Origin of the sequence: Pseudonocardia ailaonensis (genome assembly GCF_039531635.1) — a bacterium.
GTDB lineage: Bacteria > Actinomycetota > Actinomycetes > Mycobacteriales > Pseudonocardiaceae > Pseudonocardia > Pseudonocardia ailaonensis.
The window spans coordinates 161281-177859 of sequence record NZ_BAAAQK010000022.1; the positions used below are offsets into that span (position 1 = coordinate 161281).

The window sequence follows — 16579 nt, forward strand, 5'->3', positions numbered from 1 at the left end:
AGGCCGGTGGCATCTCGACGGAGCCACCGGCCTTCATCGTTTACTTGGGAAGACACGGCTTACACGATTCATGGGCGACCTCTCGGGGGTGTGCCCGCTGACTCCTTGGCTCTTGACGCCGCGACCGTGGTTGAGGACGGGCCGAGTGCGCCGGACTCCGTGGCCGGTCTCGCCGCGACTGCGCTCACCCCCACGGGGTAGCTATCCGCCGCCAGGGCCGTGAACGAACCACCCTGCCCTCTGACGTGCCGGAACTGTGGAGCAACGGCAGGGATGCATCTCAGTCGGTCAGTCAGTCGTCATGTCTCCGAAGGAGGTTGAGGAAGTTGCGGAGGTCCGCCACGACGTTGCTCTGACGCATGTCAGGGTTGAAGTGAGTGATGTCGTTGCGGATCCTCCGGAGTCTCCCGAGCCGCTGAATCAGGACGACTCGGTCCAGTGGCCACTCGAGCGTGTCCCAGATCTCCTTGCTCTCCAGAGTCCGTTCATAGTCGCCCATCGTGAGGTCGTCCGGCGTCCTCAGCCGACTACCAGCGGGGTCGCAGACAGAGCAGACCTGCTGGAACGGCAGTTTCGAGACGATCCGCCGTAGTCTCCGATCGAGTTCTCCGACGAGAAGGAACGGAAGGGCCAGCTCTCCGTAGAGGTTGACGACGTCGGCGGTGGTGACAATCCCGGAGACGAGGCGCTGGTCGTCCTCGACGAAGACGAATCCCTCCTCGACGAGCCGTGGCAGGACCTCGACGAGGGGACGGTCATAGCGTTCGGGCAGGGTCGGGACGATGGCGTCACCGAGGGTCGCTTCTGCCTTGGCGAGGCGGGTCTGCGCGATCGACTGCCACGTGACGGCGCCACGGAGGTTCCGGCCTTTGACCATCACCGGGAGTTGCGAGTAGTCGTCGAGCGCCATCCTGGTGATGGCTTCCTCAAAGGTCGCTTGCGGCGTGATGGAGACGAGCTCGCCCATGGCCGAGGGAAGATTGCCGAGGGTGAGCCCGATGTCGACCTGCTCGAGCGATCCCGTGAGCGGCCCGCTCACCTGGTCTGCGGTCGTCGGCTCGCCCACGCCTGTCTCGCGAGGGCTGTCGACGGGCTGTGAACCTGGACGGAGAGTCACCTGCGAGTCGAGGTTCACGCGTCGGAAGTCGGGTGAAGTGGCGAGACCGTGGTTCTCCAGGTCCGCCACAATGCGCTCGTCGATGTCATAGCCCCGCTCCGATGCATCCCACCACCGGAGCAACTCGCGCACGGTCATCTCCGCCGGGTTGCCACGGTCGGCTTGCTCTCGTGCACTGCGGAGGATCTCGTAGCGTGTCGAAGTCGGGTCCGGCTCGTCCGTACCCCTGTCGCCCACGACCTTGGCGAGCAGGTCGGTTCGGAGCGAGGCGAGCGTGCGGTTGGTGCCGTCGACCGTCCACGCGTGCCAGCCGTCCATCGCCCTGACACCTGCAGCCGCGGCCGCCGCCTTCGATGGCGTCGCGAACGCTTGTCCGTCGTCGAGCTCGATTCGCCCGCTCGGCAGGACACCCGCGTGGTACTTCTCCCCGAGGTTCGGCCGCGAAAACGTCAGGCGGTCTCCGGGCGCCAGCAAACTGCTCTCGATGAGATCTTTGAGCACCACTCGTCGCCCGTCCAGCAGGTATCGGGAGCGGTCACGTCCTGAGTCGTCGCCGAACAGACCGACAGTCATTTCGTGTCTCCTCGCAGTGTCGGTGGAGTGCAGCCTGCGAGGTACCTGTGTCGATACCGGGCGAGCAGGCCAGGGGCGAGGCCGGACGCTGCGGCGTGAGCATCCAGCTGTTGTTGCTCCTCCTGGGTGATCACGTGGTCGGCGAGGACGATGTCGAGGAGATCGAGGTACTCGTCGAGGCGCGGGTCTCCGCTCGCCTCGCCGGTGAGGGCCTGGCGGTCGGGCGCGGGAGCCGTCCGCAGGTGCAGGTTCGGTCTGGTCGTGGGCGGGTCGACGGACGGGGGCAGGGTCGTGGGGCTCACGCCCAGTTCGCCGGCTGTTCTCGTCCCGCCCGCGTCGGCGCGTTTGAGGTAGACCGTGAGGAGTCGTGCGGTGGCGTCGGCGTCGGCGAGGGCGGAGTGGGCTCCCTCGTGGCGCAGCCCCTCTGCGCGGCACAGGTCGGTGAGTCGGCGGCTGGTTGCGCTGGCGAGTTGATAGGCGAGCCGGCGAGTGCACAGGAGCGGCCAGTCCGGGACGGCCCGCCCTGCTCGCCCGACTTCGGCGCGCAGGAAGCGGTGGTCGAAAGCCGCGTTGTGGGCGACGACGATCGCTCCGCTCAGGCGGGCGAGTACCTCGTCTGCGACGGCACCGAAGGTCGGGGCGTTGACGAGGTTCTCGGCGGTGAGACCGTGGACGCGAGTAGGGCCGGGGGTCCGTTGAGGGTCGATGAGCGTCGACCAGGAGTCGAGCAGCGAGCCGTCTGGGGCGAGGCGGACTATGGCGATCTCGACGATCCGGTCCCTGCCGTTCGCGTCGAACCCGGTCGTCTCCACGTCGATGACGGCGAACGGCGTCTTGCCGAGCTCTACCTGTCCGGTGGGACCGTGACTGATGGGGGTGGCGATCCCGGTCGCCACCGCAGTGCCCTGGCCGAGGTCGCGCAGGGTCTGCCACGCGCTCGGTACGTCGAGGAACCGCGCGGCGTAGGAATGGACGAGCAGCTCCGGGGTGAGGTAGCCGTCGTGCTTGTCGAGTTCGAGGCTCGGGCACTCCCCCGCCAGCTCCAGCGGATCGGCTGCGGGCAACTCGGACAGGCTGCGTAGGAGGTCTCGCAGCGGCTCGGCCTGCATCCCTTTGACGGTGAGCGCGATGCGGTCATCGGCCACGTCGGCGCCGTGCGAGTTCAGGACGGCGGTGAGGGTGTTCATGATCTTGTCACCGCGCCACGGGAAGACGAGCGTCTCGCCGCCGCGCTCGAGGAAGCCGCTGTGTGCGAGCCCGAGGCGTGCGAACGCCGCCCTTCCCTGCGTGAGCAACTGTGCGGCCTCGTCGTCCAACCACGGGGGTACCTCGTCGGTGGTGTAGAGGCGGCGCATCCGCCGGCGCACCGGGTCGGCGACGAGGACTCCACCGTTGGCGTCGAAGGTCGGTGGACGCGCGCCCGACGACGGCTCGACCATGACGATCTTCGCGCCGAGCTCGAGTGCGACGATCCGCCAGCGGCGCCCGCCCAGTAGCAGGAGGCCGTCGATGTGCAGGCCCGGGCCGGGGGCGATGGTCCCGAGTGTGCGTGGGCCGTGGAGTACCCGGAGCTCCTCGGCGGTGTGGAACGCGGTGTAGAAGCTGTAGTGGTTGACCATGCGGTCGCCGACTTCACCGGCGAGGAGCAGGCCGTCCGAGCCCTGCTGGAGCAGTGCCGCGGATCCCATCGCGCGGAGGAGCTCGACGAACATCGACTCGTCGACCTCGCGGAACGGGCCCCGTTTGCACAGGGCGGCGTAGAGCGAGCCCGCCGAGGCGCCGCCGCGCTGCGCGATCACCGATAGCACCTGCTGGACGAGTGTCGACAGATGGGGGTGGCGGGGGTCGGGCTTCTCCAGGTACCGCTCCCCCATGAGCTGGATCATCGCGACGGTCTGGACGAGTCGTGGTCGTAGCTCGTCGAGCGTGCTGATCTGGTCCGACATCTCGTCTTCGGTGATGTGGACCATGAGCTTGGGGACGCCGTTGCGCCGGCCGGAGCGGCCCATCCGCTGGCGCAGGCTCGCCACGCCCGGCGGGGGCCCGATCTGGGCGACCGCCTCGACCGAGCCGATGTCGACTCCCATCTCCAGGGTCGAGGTGCACACCGCTGTGGTCGGCTCGCCGCCCTTCAGACGTTGCTCCACGAACTCCCGGTCCTGCTTCGCGAGGTTCCCGTGATGGGCGAAGAACTCGTTCGGAACACGGCGTTCGGCGGCGAGGCGCGAGAGGCGGTCGGTGTAGGTCTCGACGTTCCTCCGGCTGTTCGCGAACACGAGGTGATCATTGCCGCGCATGCCGTTGAAGAGTCGCTCGCTGATCGCGACGAGGTCGGACGGCTCCGTGTCGGAGTCGGTGGTGGAGGGATTGCGTCGCTGATGGCCGAACACGCGCAGTCGCATGTTGCTCGGCTGGGGCGGGTTGATGTACTCGACCCGCTCCCCCTCCCCAGGACGGAGGAAGTCCCGTGCGGCGGTCGGGTCGGCAAGCGTGGCCGACAGCGCGATGCGCGGGACTCGCCTGCCGAGCGTCTCCTCGGCGCGGTGCATCAGTGATTGGAGCTGCCTGCCGCGTTCGGTCCCGAGGAAGGCGTGCATCTCGTCGACGACCACGAAACGCAGTCCGCCGAGTAGCCGGGCCACGTCATGCCCACCGGTGACGAACAGGGCTTCGAGTGACTCGGGTGTGATGACGACGATGCCCGCCGGCGAACGGCGGATCGTGGTCTTCGCCGACGCCGGCACGTCTCCGTGCCAGCGGTGGACGGGGATGTCGAGGTCGTGGCAGAGAAGGCCGAGGCGGTCGTACTGGTCGTTGATCAGCGCTTTGAGCGGGCTGACGTAGAGCACCTCGATGCCCGCTGCGGGCGGGCCGCCGTCACGGGCTTCCGCGAGACGGGAACAGATGGGCAGGAACGCCGCCTCGGTCTTCCCACCCGCTGTGGGCGCGGAGATGATGACATCGATGCGTTCGGACATGACCGGTTCGACTGCGGCTGCCTGGGCCGGACGAAGCGAGGGCCAGCCCTGAGCGTGCAACCAGCGCTGTACCCCGCGATGGAGGCGGTCAGAGGCTGAAGTCGGCGAGCTCATCGTCGTCCGTGTCGGGCGTGGCCAGGGCGGGATCGACGTCCTTCTCGACGACGACGGCGTCGACGAGCTGGGTCCACGCGGTGCCGGGGTTCTGTTCCAGCACGGCGAGGAGGTCGAGGAAGGAGCGGATGGTGGTCCGCGGGGTGCGGAAGTAGGCCTCGCCGATGCGCTCCGAGCAGTGCCGCATGAACGCCACCAGCGCGTCGTCAGGGATCAGGTACCTGGTGGGATCACCGCCGGCCTGGACGTGTCGCAGATTCTTGAGCAGCTGGAAGAAGTCCTCCTGGGCGAGGCTGCCGAGGCGCAGCACCGGACCGGAGAAGTCCTTGAGCCCGTCGACGGCGAAGGTGTTCTCGGCGAGGCGGCTCTGCAGGGCCTGGTAGGAGTAGAGACCGCGGCGGGGGTCGAGGAGGAAGTCCGGGGTTCCGCCGAAGAGGAAGCCGAGGTGCTCGGCGCTGCCCTGCATGCTGTCGTTGACGATGCGCAGAATCTGTTCGTAGTTGGAGTTGCGGGCCTGGGAGTTCGCCAGCTTGTAGAGGTTGACCATCTCGTCGAGGCAGACCAGCAGCCCGTTGAACCCGGCGAGCTGCGCGAAGCGCGCCATGAGTTTGAGCTGGTCGTAGACCTGGGAGTCGTCGACGATCGTGCGGACGCCGAGGGCCGTGCGAGCGTCCGTACGAGTCGAGAACTCACCGCGTAGCCAACGGACGGCGTCCGCCCGGAGCTGCTCGTTGCCGGACTCGTGTCCGCGCCAGTAGGCGGCGATCACGTCGGCGAAGTCGTAGCCGCCGACGAGTTCACTCAGCTTGCTCAGCTTCGCGCGGATGACGGTCTCGGGGTCGCTGCCGTCGCGGCGGGCCTCGGTCATGGCGGTGCCGACGAACTTCTCCACGACGTTGGTCATCGCGCCGCCGTCCTGCTGGCCGCGGGTGGCGATGTTCCGCATGAGCTCGGCGAAGAGGCTGCGGGCCTGGCCGCCGGTCGCCTGGAGTCTGCGGTCGGGGGCGAGGTCGGCGTGCACGGTCAGCAGGTTGCGCTGCAGGGCGATGGACCGGACCAGCTGGAGGAAGAAGGTCTTGCCCGACCCGTAGTCGCCAATGACGAAGCGGCACCCGGAACCACCGTCGGCGATACGGGCGATGTCGGTGATGAGGGAGCTGATCTCGTCCGGTCTGCCCACGGCGATGTGCTGCAGACCGGTGCGCGGAACGACGCCGGCCCGCAGGGACTGGAGGATCGCGTCGCGGTCCTTCGGCCGGATGCGGGTCGCGGTGGGCGCGTCGGTCATCGCGGGATCTCCTGAACTGCATAGTCGTTGAGTACGAGGTCGCCCTCGTCCTCGAGTAGCGGTTCGCCGCAGGTGTCGACGGCGTGGTCGTTGACGACGTCGAGTGCCCCGTCCGGGAGCAGCCCGTGGCCTTCGGCAAGCTCGGCGAACTCGGCGCGGCCCCACGTCGAGCGTTCCAGCACGGCGAGGTAGAGCCGTCCATGAGCCGCGTCGAGACCTGGGACCTGGCCGGTCTCCTCCGGGGGTGGGGGCAGGACCTCCATGGTCGGCGCGGGCGCGTCGGTGTCCGCGAAGACTTCGGCGAGCAGTGACGAGACGGCGGCGGTTCCCGCAGCCGAAGCGGCCAGCAGTGCGGGATCGAGGTCGACGGTTCCGGGTGCGGCAGGTTCGACGGTCTCGGTGACGGTGACACCTGCTCGGGAGTGTCGACGGCCGGTCCGTTCGGCAGGAGCGGACATGGTGGTCTGGGAGTGGAGCCGGGAGTAGACGTCGTCGGGGTCGAGCCCGAGGAGCTTGTAGATCTTGCCGAGGGTCTTGACCTCGTCGGCGGAGATCACACCGTCCGCCGCGGCGACGGCCACGAGCACGTCCGCCATGGACCGGCGTCGGTCCTCAGGCGTCTCTCGCAGCCGTCTGGTGAGCCCGGTCAGCTTGCTCCCCGTCGCGGTGAGCCAGTGCAGGTGAGCGATGAGCCGCTCGACCTCGCCCGGGGTGAGGGCGAGCGCGCTGCTCAGATGGTCGAGCAGCACCTGCTGCTCGGAGGAGTCCACGTCGCCGTCGGAGGCGCTGACCGCGACGGCCAGTTGCAGCAGGGTCGTCGCAGCGACGTACTCGGTTCCGGCGCTGCGCGGCGGGTCGTAGCTCGCGTCGAACAGCACGACGGGGCCTGCGGAGATCGCGGCGCCGCCGAGCCGGACGTCGGGTTCGACGCCGATGCCGTGCCGCTCCAGCAACTGCGCGCAGGCCACGACCTCCTTCTTGGACATCTTCGCGTCCTGCGCCGTAGGCCAGAAGCCGATCAGTTCGTCCCCGTCGACGACCACGCTGGCATCGTTGCCCAGAGCCGAGCGAGCCCAGGACAGGAACGTCTCGGCGGGACCCGACGTCGCCAGTTCGACAGGCAGCAGCGCCGCCGCGGCGAGGCTGCCCACCTGATCCGGGTTGCGCCCGATGAAGCGGCTGTACGCCTCGAGTTCCTGCGTCACGTCGTCGACCAGCGACTTCAGAGCGCGGGTCGCCATTGGATCCTCGAGGACATCAGGCACACCGTGCAGGTCCACGTCGGCCCCCAGGAGGCCCGCGCTGGCCGGTGAGTACCGCAGCCGCAGCGATGGGCGGTCCGAAGTCGCCATCAGCCCCGCGCCATGGCGCTCCCGGTAGCGGATCCGGAAGAGCTGCGTGAATTCCCCGGGGCACCGGGTCTGCGGTGTGCGCGCATAGATGCTCGGGTGCAACCAGCTCCACGACAAGGCCCAGTCCGCGGGCACGGGTTGGCGCTCGGCTGCGAATCGGGCGAGGCCGAGGCGCAGTGCGTGCGGAACCTCCCATTGGTCGCCGACCCCGTATTCGGGAGGACGTGCTGTCGGGCCGTTCTGCAGGAGGACGAGGACGTCCAGGAATCGCTGGCAGTATCGCCCGAACGCGTTCTCGGTTCCATACAGAGCCGCGAGTCGGCGCACCTCGGCATCGATCGCGGGAAGTTCTGCTCGGGCGGCGGCATCGCCTCCCATGGCATCGACGAGTACTCGGCGTTCGAGGCCGTAGAAGAACAGGAAGACGTAACCGAGCGGGATACCGGGATGGCGTCGTCCGTCGGCGAGCCAGGTCAGATAGGCCGCTCGGGAGGCAGGCGTGATCGACTCGTAGCTGGGCCAGTAGAAGAGGTCATCGCCGTCCCAGTCCGGGCTTCGACGGTCGATGTCGAGCGTCGGGTCGATCAGCGCGGGCTCGGTGATCCCGCTCTGGGTCTGCAGCTGCTCACCGAGGTACACCATTCCACCGAACAGCCGAAACCCGACGACATCAACGGCCCGGTCGGGCGGAATCCACACGAACATCGGCCCGGAAGGTCGTGGCGAGGGACGCACGGGAGCATCCAGTCGGAATTTGTCGAGAAACCCCAGGACGGACACCCCCCAGGCCGGTCGGTGGCTCTCTTGGCACGGACGCTACCGATTCTGTGATCGACCGCCGAGTATGTACCACTATCGAGTGACTTCGATCAGGGGGTCCCGGATGAATGTCCGTCGGCCACGTCCTACACCGCATCGGCGCTACCCCCGTCATGCGCGCGCCGGTCCGCCCGGGAGGCCTGACGCGCCCCGCGGCCGGCCCCTCCGGTGCCTCCTGGCTCCCGGACCCGCGCGCGTGCACACTGTGACCCGCGGGAAGGGAGCCGACGACATGCCCGGCGAAGAACACCGGGCCCGACTGGGCTCGTTGCTGCAACCGTTCGTCGACGACCTCCACGAGGACATCCGTCGTTCCCTCGCCGTCACCGATACCGGCATCTGGCTGCTCAGCTTCAGCACCCAGGAGCCCGAGCTCGACGCGGGGCGCAGCGCGGCGATCCTGAACCGCCGCGCCAGCGCGCCCGCCCGCCGGTACGTGGCCCAGTTCGACATCGGCGAGGAGCCGGTCCGGATACCGGCGTCCGCCGCCCACGACATCCCCCTCGACCGGGTCGGGGTCATGATCAGGACCCCGCAGGGCCCCGTCGGGTTCATGTGGATCATCGACCGCCCGCCGATGTCCGACGCGGACCTGGCCGTGGTCCGGCGGGCCGTCGCGCGCATGGGCTCGGCCGTGCACGCGTTCTGGCTGGCGAACCCGGAGGTGCTGGCGAGCCGTCACCAGGCGCTGTTCGGCGACGACCGGTACGCGCGGTCGCAGGCATGGAGCGCGCTCAGGTCGACCGGCGGGGTGCCGCGCGGACCCTGGCGCGTCGCCTTCACCCACGGCACCGACGGGCCGTTCGAGCACCCCCCGCAGGGCACGGCCGTCGTGTTGTTGTCCGACGCCGTCGTCACGGTCACGCCCGAGGGTGCGCCGCTGTGGTGCGAGGGATCCGGCACCGGCCTCAGCGAGGTCGGCCACCAGCCCGACGAGCTGCCCCGACGGCTAGCCCAGGCGCGCTACGCCCACGAGGTGGCCGTCCTCGAGCGCCGGGACGCCGCCCTGCGCTGGGAGGACCTCGGCACCTGGCTCCTGCTCGCCGCCGTGCCGAGGACCGCCGACGCGATGGACACCCTCAGCCCGGGGGTGACCACGCTGCTGCGGCACGCGGACCCGGCTCTCGTCGACACCGCGCGCGTCATCGCCGAGCACGGCGGCCGGATGGCGGTGGCCGCACGCGAGCTGCACATCCATCGCGCGACGCTCTACCAGCGGCTCGAGCGGATCAACGACCTGCTGGGCCCCGGCTGGCACGAGGGGTGGCGGGGCCTCGGCGTGCTCGCGGCGCTGCGGCTGTCGCAGCTCGGCGAGTCCGTGCTGGCCTCGCACCCGGCCTGACCCGACAGTGTGTCGGGGTGGCCGCCGACTGACCGACGTTCTGCGTATGCCCTTTGTCACAGGGCCGACCTAGCATTCCCGACATGGACAATGTCGTCGCGGTCGGGCCGAGACTCGACCGTTTACCCGTCACCCGAAAGACCAGGATCCTGGTCGCGGTCGTCGGCGTGGGTCTGTTCTTCGACCTGTACGAGGTATTCCTCACCGGAACGCTCGCCAATGCCCTGAAACGCGATTTCGCGCTCGACGGCAGCCAGGTCGCACTGGTGCTGGCCTCGGTGTGGATAGGCGCATTCTTCGGCGCGCTCTCGTTGTCCCGGGTGGCCGACCGAATCGGGCGGCGCCGCGCGTTCTTCCTCACCCTCGCCATCTACTCGGTCTTCTCCATCGTCGCCGCGTTCAGCGTCAACGTGGAGATGCTGATCATCTGCCGGTTCATCGCCGGCATCGGCATCGGCGCCGAGCCGCCGCTGTGCGACTCCTATCTCTCCGACATGGTGCCCGCCGCGAAGCGGGGCAGGCTCACCGCCTGGGCGTACACGTTCGCGTTCTGCGCGATCCCGCTCACCGGCCTGCTGGCCATCCACCTCGGTGGCGGCACCCTCTTCGGCATCGACGGCTGGCGCATCATGTTCCTGCTCGGCGGCCTGGGCGCGCTCGTCTGCTGGGTGCTGCGGACCCGGCTGCCGGAGTCCCCGCGCTGGCTCGAGTCGGTCGGCAGGCGCGAGGAGGCGGACCGGATCGTCTCGGAGTTCGAGGCGAGTGCGGTGGCGGAGGGCAAGACCCTCGCCGAGGTCGACACCTCGGTCGTCGTCGACGAGCGGCCGAGCCGTTTCGTGGAACTGTTCTCCCGTCCGCTGCGGAAGCGGACGACCATGATGTGGATCTTCCACACGCTGAGCACCGTCGTGTACTACGGATTCGGCACGCTCGCTCCTCTCGCGCTGGCCGCGAAAGGATTCGACGTCGTCCAGTCGGCCGTGTTCACCACCCTGATCTTCGTGGGTTACCCGATCGGCTCCTCTCTCACGGTGTTCATCGTCGACCGCGTCGAACGCCGCACGCTGCTCTTCGGTTCCCTGCTCGTGCTGGCGGTCGTGGGATATCTGTTCGGGACCTCGACGTCCGCGCCCGCGATCATCGCCTTCGGGTTCGTCTATACGGCGGTCAGCAACGGTTTCTCGAACTTCTTCCACATCTACCAGGCCGAGATCTACCCGACCCGGCTCCGGGCGACCGGCGCGGGCTCGGCCTACTCGCTGAGCAGGCTCACCACCGCGTTCATGCCGTTCGCGCTGCTTCCCCTCCTCTACAGCGGGGGCGCCACCCTCATGTTCACCGCGATCGCCGCCACCGCCTGCGTGCTGGCCGTCGTGGTGCGGGCGCTGGGTCCCCGGGTGACCGGCGCCGGCCTCGAGTCCATCAACGACGAGGGCCCGGCGGCCGACAGCGTCCTCACGAAGGAGGACACCGCTCGATGACGGCGCTGGAGTTCGACCGCCGAGGTGCCGGGGGCGACTGGACGGTGCTCCTCGTCCACGGTCTCGGCGGCCGCCGGGCCCAGGTCGAGGCCCTCGCCGAGGAGCTGAGCCGGGACGCGTCCGTCGTCACCGTCGACCTCCTGGGGCACGGAACCTCGCCGGTCGGGCCGGCCGGCGGGACCCTGAGGGCCCAGGTCGAGGCCCTGGCCGAGGTGGTCGCCGAGCTGGCGGGCCCGCGGCTCGCGGTGGTCGGCCACAGCGCAGGAGGCGCCGTCTGCCTGCGGCTCTCCACCTCCGTGCCCGGGATCGACAGCGTCACCATGCTGGACACCGCGATCTTCGACGGCGAGTCCATGGTGGACTGGGCGGCCGGCCTGGCCGCGGACCTGGCGCGGGACGGCTGGACGGACACCGCGCAGGCCCTGCACCGCGCCAGCCTGGGCGAGTGGGCGGGGGCCGCGCTGGCCGAGGAGGTGGAGGTGGGGATCCGCGCGACCGACCCGGCGGCCGGCGCGGCCCTCATGCGGGACATCCTCACGGTCGACGCCGTGGCCGAGATCCGCCGGAGCCCGGCACGCCTCTGCTACGTCAGCGCCTTCCGGCCGATCGACCCGACCAGGCTCCTCGCCAGCCGGCCCGACCTCGAGTTCCACCGTGTCGAACAGTCCGGCCACTGGGTCCAGATGGAGCACCCGCGGCTCGTGGGAGACATCATCCGGGACCACGTGCTCCTCGGCTCGGCCGCGTGACCGGCCGGGGCCGGTCGTCGGCTCCGTGATCGTCTGCTCGTGGGGATCAGACGCCCACGCGCGGCGGGCCGGGGGCCGGTTCCGGGTGGTGGAGGGTCGCGGCGACCCGCCATCCCCCGCCGTTCTCGACCACCCCGCTCGTCAGGGTCCCGCCCGCGCTGCGGACCCGTTCCGCGAGGCCTGCGAGGCCGGCGCCGCCCACACCGAAGGCGCCGGGGACGGGGCGGCCGGGGCCGTTGCAGACCTCCACCCGCACCTCGGACGCCGGGCGGCGGTCGACGAAGACGCGGACCGTGGAGCCGGGAGCGTGGCGGGCGGCGTTGGTCAACGCCTCCTGCACGACCCGGTAGAGGGCCCGGTCGGCGGCGGCCGAGAGCGGGACGGCGTCCCCGCGCGTCTCGTACAGGACGTCGAGGCCGGTGGCGCGGGCCCGGTCGACCAGCTGCCGCAGCGAGCCCGGGCGGTCCTGGGTCGGGACCAGGCCGAGCGCGCTGCGCATCTCCCCCAGTGCCTCCTTGGCCTGGGCGCGCAGGCGTTCGGCGGCCTCGCGGGTCGGCTCCTCCTGTGTGGACGCGGCGAGCGCGGCGGCTCCGACGGCGATGAGGGTGGCGTGGTGGCCGACGGCGTCGTGCACCTCGCGGCCGATCCGGGCGCGTTCCTCGGCGCGGGCAGCGCTCTCGCGGGCGGCGACGGTGGCCTCGCGGGCGTCCTCCAGCTCGCGCAGGCTCGTGGTCAGGCGTTCGCGGGTGGCGGTGAGCAGGCCGACGCCGAGCGGGCTGCCCGCCGACAGCGCGGCGAACAGCACCGTGAGGACGATCGAGCGCCAGCCGAGGTCCTGGGTCACCAGCACCGGCACCACGGCCGCTACCACGACGGACACGAACCAGAGCAGGGTGCGCTCCAGGCGTCCCCACCGCCGCCCGAGGGCGAACAGCGCGACGGTCGACGAGGGCCAGCCGAGCCCGCCGGCGATCGCCGGCAGCGCCCCGATCACCGCCAGCGGCGGCCACAGGTGCCGCAGGGGCAGCAGCGCGCAGCCCAGCAGGCCGGCGGCGACCGACCAGGCGAACGGGCCGGGCGCGGCGAGCATCACCAGCCCCGCCGGCACCGCGACGCTCAGGATCTCGAGCCCCGCCCTGCGGACCCACTGGTTCATCACGCCTCCCAGCCCTGCGCCAGCAGCGCCGCCTGCACCCGGTTCTGCGCCCCGAGCTTCACCAGCAGGGCGGACACGTACTTCTTCACCGTCGCCTCGGCCAGCCCCAGCTCGCACCCGATGGCGGCGTTGGGCTCCCCCGCGGCCAGCAGCCGCAGCACCTGCCGCTCGCGCAGGGTGAGGTCCGGTGGCCGCGGCGGGGCGACCACCGGCTCGCTGACCAGGCGCGGGAGCAGCCGGGCCGTGATGCGCGGATCGAGCACCGCACCGCCGGCGGCGAGGTCGAGGACGGCGCGGATCAGCGCGTCGGGCTCGGCGTCCTTGAGCAGGAAGCCCTGGACGCCGATGCGCAGCGCCTCGGCGACGTAGTCGTCCAGGTCGAACGTGGTGAGGACGGCGGCGGGCACGGCGTCCGGCCGTGCGCAGAGCACCCGCAGCGCGTCCAGCCCGCCCCGGCCGGGCATCTGCACGTCCGCGAGGACGACGTCCGGCCGGTGCTCGTCGACGGCGGCGATCAGCCCGTCGCCGTCCGAGGCCTCCCCCACCACGACGACGGTGCCGCGCGCCTCCAGCACGGTGCGCAGGCCCGCCCGGAGCAGCGGCTCGTCGTCCGCCAGGACCACACGCACGACGGCCTTCTCGACCGCACTCGCTGCGGCTCTCTCGGGGGCCCTCCCGGGAGCCCTCCCGGCGGCACGGACAGGGCCGGACGCACCACGCCCGGTGTCCGCTCCGTCCGCCGCCATCGCGGCGACCTTAGCGCCGCCCGCCCTTGCCGCGAACCCGCTTCTCCCGCACTCGCACCGAGAGCCGGATCGGGGAGCCCTCGAACCCGAACTCCTCGCGCAGCCGCCGCTCCAGGAACCGGCGGTAGCCCGCCTCCAGGAAACCGCTGGTGAACAGCACGAACGTGGGCGGGCGGATGCCGGCCTGGGTCGCGAACAGGACCTTGGGCTGCTTGCCGCCGCGGACCGGCGGCGGGGTGGCCGCGATGATGTCGGTGAGCCAGCTGTTGAGCCGGCCGGTGGGGATCCGCTGGTCCCAGGATCCGAGCGCGGTGCGCATCGCCGGCGCGATCCGCGAGGTGGCGCGGCCGGTGAGCGCGGAGATGTTGATCCGCTCCGCCCAGCGGACCCGGACGAGGTCCCGTTCCAGCTCGCGCTTCATCGCGAGCCGGCGGTCCTCGTCGACCAGGTCCCACTTGTTGAAGACGATCACCAGCGCCCGCCCGGCCTCCTCGACCATGGTGAGCACGCGCTGGTCCTGCTCGGAGATCGGCTCGCTCGCGTCGAGCAGCACGAGCGCGACCTCGGCGGCCTCGATGGCGGCCTGGGTGCGCAGCGAGGCGTAGTACTCCATGCCCGAGGCCATCTTGACCCGCTTGCGCAGGCCGGCGGTGTCGACGAAGCGGAAGATCTCGCCGTCGAGCTCCACGAGGGAGTCGACGGGGTCGACCGTGGTGCCGGCCACCTCGTGCACCACGGACCGGACCTCGCCGGACACGCGGTTGAGCAGGGAGGACTTTCCGACGTTCGGGCGGCCCACCAGCGCGACCCGGCGCGGGCCGCCGCGGGTGGCCTCGAACGTCTCGCGCGGGGTCTCCGGCAGTGCCTCGAGGATCGCGTCGAGCAGGTCGCCGGAGCCGCGGCCGTGCAGGCCGGACACCGGGTACGGCTCGCCGAGCCCGAGGCGCCACAGGGCCGCGACCTCGGCGACCATCCGCTCGTCGTCCACCTTGGTGGCGGCGACCAGGACGGGCCGGTCCGAGCGGCGCAGCACGCGGGCGGCGGCCTCCTCGACGGCGGTCACCCCGACCCGCGAGTCGACGACCAGCAGGATCGCGTCCGCCGTGCGCATGGCCATCTCGGCCTGGGCGGCGACCTCCTTCTGCAGGCCGGTCGCGTCCGGTTCCCAGCCGCCGGTGTCGACGACGCTGAACCGGCGGCCGTTCCACAGCGCGTCGTAGGACACCCGGTCCCGGGTGACCCCCGGGATGTCCTGCACGACGGCCTCGCGGCGTCCCAGGAACCGGTTGACCAGGGTCGACTTGCCGACGTTGGGCCGGCCGACGACGGCCAGGACCGGGGTGGGCCCCGGCGCCTCCTCCTCGGATCCGAGCTCGGCGAACTCGTCCCCCACGAACTCCTCGGGGTCCAGACCCAGGTCCGCCATGGCGGCCCGATCGGACCCGCTGATCTCACTCACGCGTTGCTCCGTACCTCGTCCAGATCCGCGACCAGCGCGGCGAGCGCGCCTCGCACGGTCTCGGTGGCCGCCGCCAGCTCGGCGCGGCCCTTCCCGGTGGGGGCCGGCAACGGCTCTCCCACCAGCACGTCCACGCGGGGGCGGAACCTGCGTCCGCTCCCCCGCGGCCGGCGGGTGCCACGGCACACCACCGGCAGGATCTGCGCCCCCGACGACCGGGCCAGCCAGGCCGCACCCTGCTGGGCCGCCTCGACGTCCCCGCTCCCGCGGGTGCCCTCCGGGAACACGCCGATCAGCCCGCCGCCCCGCAGGACGGCCAGCGCCGCCGTCAGCGGGGCACGGTCGGGTTCGCCGCGCCGCACCGGGATCTGCCCGATGGCGCGCAGCGCCGGGCCCAGCGGCCCGGCGAACATCTCCTGCTTGACCCAGAACACGGCGCGCCGCCGGACCAGCCCGAAGATCAACGGGCCGTCGACGAGCGAGCTGTGGTTGGCCACCAGCACGACCGGCCCGGTGACCGGGATCCGCTCGCGATGGTGCACCCGGACCCGCAGGAACGGCACGAAGCACCAGGTGCCGATCCAGCGCGCGACGTCGTGCAGGCGCGCGCTCGCACCCTCGGGGAGTGGGGTCGTCACGACACCATCCCGCGATCGGCGACCAGGCGCAGCAGCTCCGTGTGCACGGCGTCGACGGACATCTCGTCGGTGTCCAGGACCAGGGCGTCCGCCGCGGCGTGCAGCGGCGAGGTCTTGCGGGTGGAGTCCAACCGGTCCCGGCGCTGCACGTCCGCGAGGGTGGCCGCGGCGTCCGCGGACCGGCCGGCCTTCGCGTCCTGCCGGTTGCGCCGCGCGGCCCGGACCTCCTCCGACGCCGTGAGGTACACCTTCAGCTTGGCGTCCGGCGCGACGACGCTGCCGATGTCCCGCCCCTCGACGACGATCCCGGCCCGGGCCTGGTCGATGTACGCGCGCTGGCGCGCCACGAGCGCGTCGCGAACCTCGGGCACCGCCGACACCGCCGAGACGGCCCTGGTCACGGCCTCGCCGCGGATCTCCGCCTCGACGTCCTCGCCGGCCAGCAGGATCTTCGGCGCCGAGGGGTCGGTGACGGAGTGCAGCTCGGCCGCGAGCGCCGCGCGGGAGATCTCGGCGGCGGGGCTCTCGGCGGTCAGCCCCGCGCGCAGGCAGGCGAGGGTGACGGCGCGGTACATCGCGCCGGTGTCCAGGTAGGCGGCCCCGAGCTCGCGGGCCAGCCGCCGGGACACGGTGGACTTGCCGGTGCCGGACGGACCGTCCATCGCGACGACCCCGTGCAGCACCCCGGCCATGACCCACCCCTCACGCAGAATCCCGCACACCCGCGCGAGCCCTCCCATTCTGCCCGCCGGGGTCCGGGCCGCCCC

12 protein-coding genes are annotated in these 16579 nt (G+C 71.2%); 3 read left to right on the forward strand and 9 right to left on the reverse strand.

Going from position 1 to position 16579, the window contains the following annotated elements:
- Positions 1–292 precede the first annotated feature (292 nt).
- Genes ABD324_RS27185 through ABD324_RS27200 form a run of 4 tightly spaced genes read right to left on the reverse strand, consistent with a single transcriptional unit; the run spans position 293 to position 8127 of the window.
- Positions 293–1690, reverse strand: coding sequence for a restriction system modified-DNA reader domain-containing protein (locus ABD324_RS27185; protein ID WP_344423109.1), 1398 nt, complete (start codon positions 1688–1690; stop codon positions 293–295).
- Positions 1687–4782 carry a DEAD/DEAH box helicase gene (locus ABD324_RS27190; protein ID WP_344423113.1) on the reverse strand — a complete coding sequence of 1032 codons (3096 nt, stop codon included), beginning with the start codon at positions 4780–4782 and terminating at the stop codon, positions 1687–1689. Before ABD324_RS27190 ends, ABD324_RS27185 begins: the two co-directional genes overlap by 4 nt.
- Positions 4757–6070, reverse strand: coding sequence for an ATP-binding protein (locus tag ABD324_RS27195; protein WP_344423115.1), 1314 nt, complete (start codon positions 6068–6070; stop codon positions 4757–4759). Before ABD324_RS27195 ends, ABD324_RS27190 begins: the two co-directional genes overlap by 26 nt.
- Positions 6067–8127, reverse strand: a complete 2061-nt coding sequence (locus ABD324_RS27200; RefSeq protein ID WP_344423117.1) for a tellurite resistance TerB family protein — start codon at positions 8125–8127, stop codon at positions 6067–6069. The genes ABD324_RS27195 and ABD324_RS27200 overlap by 4 nt, the downstream gene beginning before the upstream one ends.
- Positions 8128–8473: 346 nt before the next feature.
- Between ABD324_RS27200 and ABD324_RS27205 the strand changes: the two genes are divergently transcribed.
- The 3 genes from ABD324_RS27205 to ABD324_RS27215 all read left to right on the forward strand — a co-directional run bounded on the left by ABD324_RS27205 (position 8474) and on the right by ABD324_RS27215 (position 11813).
- Complete coding sequence (locus ABD324_RS27205) at positions 8474–9583, forward strand: PucR family transcriptional regulator (protein ID WP_344423120.1); 1110 nt, start codon at positions 8474–8476, stop codon at positions 9581–9583.
- 83 nt (positions 9584–9666) lie between these two features.
- Entirely contained in the window at positions 9667–11064 is a 1398-nt protein-coding gene (locus tag ABD324_RS27210; protein WP_344423123.1) for an MFS transporter, read from the forward strand.
- Positions 11061–11813 carry an alpha/beta fold hydrolase gene (locus tag ABD324_RS27215; RefSeq protein WP_344423126.1) on the forward strand — a complete coding sequence of 251 codons (753 nt, stop codon included), beginning with the start codon at positions 11061–11063 and terminating at the stop codon, positions 11811–11813. The genes ABD324_RS27210 and ABD324_RS27215 overlap by 4 nt, the downstream gene beginning before the upstream one ends.
- A 46-nt stretch (positions 11814–11859) precedes the next feature.
- Here the strand turns inward: ABD324_RS27215 and ABD324_RS27220 are convergent, their stop codons facing one another.
- The 5 genes from ABD324_RS27220 to cmk all read right to left on the reverse strand — a co-directional run bounded on the left by ABD324_RS27220 (position 11860) and on the right by cmk (position 16504).
- Positions 11860–12969 carry a sensor histidine kinase gene (locus ABD324_RS27220; RefSeq protein ID WP_344423129.1) on the reverse strand — a complete coding sequence of 370 codons (1110 nt, stop codon included), beginning with the start codon at positions 12967–12969 and terminating at the stop codon, positions 11860–11862.
- Positions 12969–13598 carry a response regulator gene (locus ABD324_RS27225; protein WP_344423132.1) on the reverse strand — a complete coding sequence of 210 codons (630 nt, stop codon included), beginning with the start codon at positions 13596–13598 and terminating at the stop codon, positions 12969–12971. Before ABD324_RS27225 ends, ABD324_RS27220 begins: the two co-directional genes overlap by 1 nt.
- A 127-nt stretch (positions 13599–13725) precedes the next feature.
- Positions 13726–15141, reverse strand: coding sequence for a ribosome biogenesis GTPase Der (gene der / locus ABD324_RS27230; protein WP_344423214.1), 1416 nt, complete (start codon positions 15139–15141; stop codon positions 13726–13728).
- A gap of 29 nt (positions 15142–15170) precedes the next feature.
- Entirely contained in the window at positions 15171–15812 is a 642-nt protein-coding gene (locus tag ABD324_RS27235) for a lysophospholipid acyltransferase family protein (RefSeq protein ID WP_344423135.1), read from the reverse strand.
- On the reverse strand, positions 15809–16504 hold the full coding sequence (gene cmk, locus ABD324_RS27240; RefSeq protein ID WP_344423138.1) for a (d)CMP kinase: 696 nt from the start codon (positions 16502–16504) through the stop codon (positions 15809–15811). The genes ABD324_RS27235 and cmk overlap by 4 nt, the downstream gene beginning before the upstream one ends.
- Positions 16505–16579: the final 75 nt, after the last annotated feature.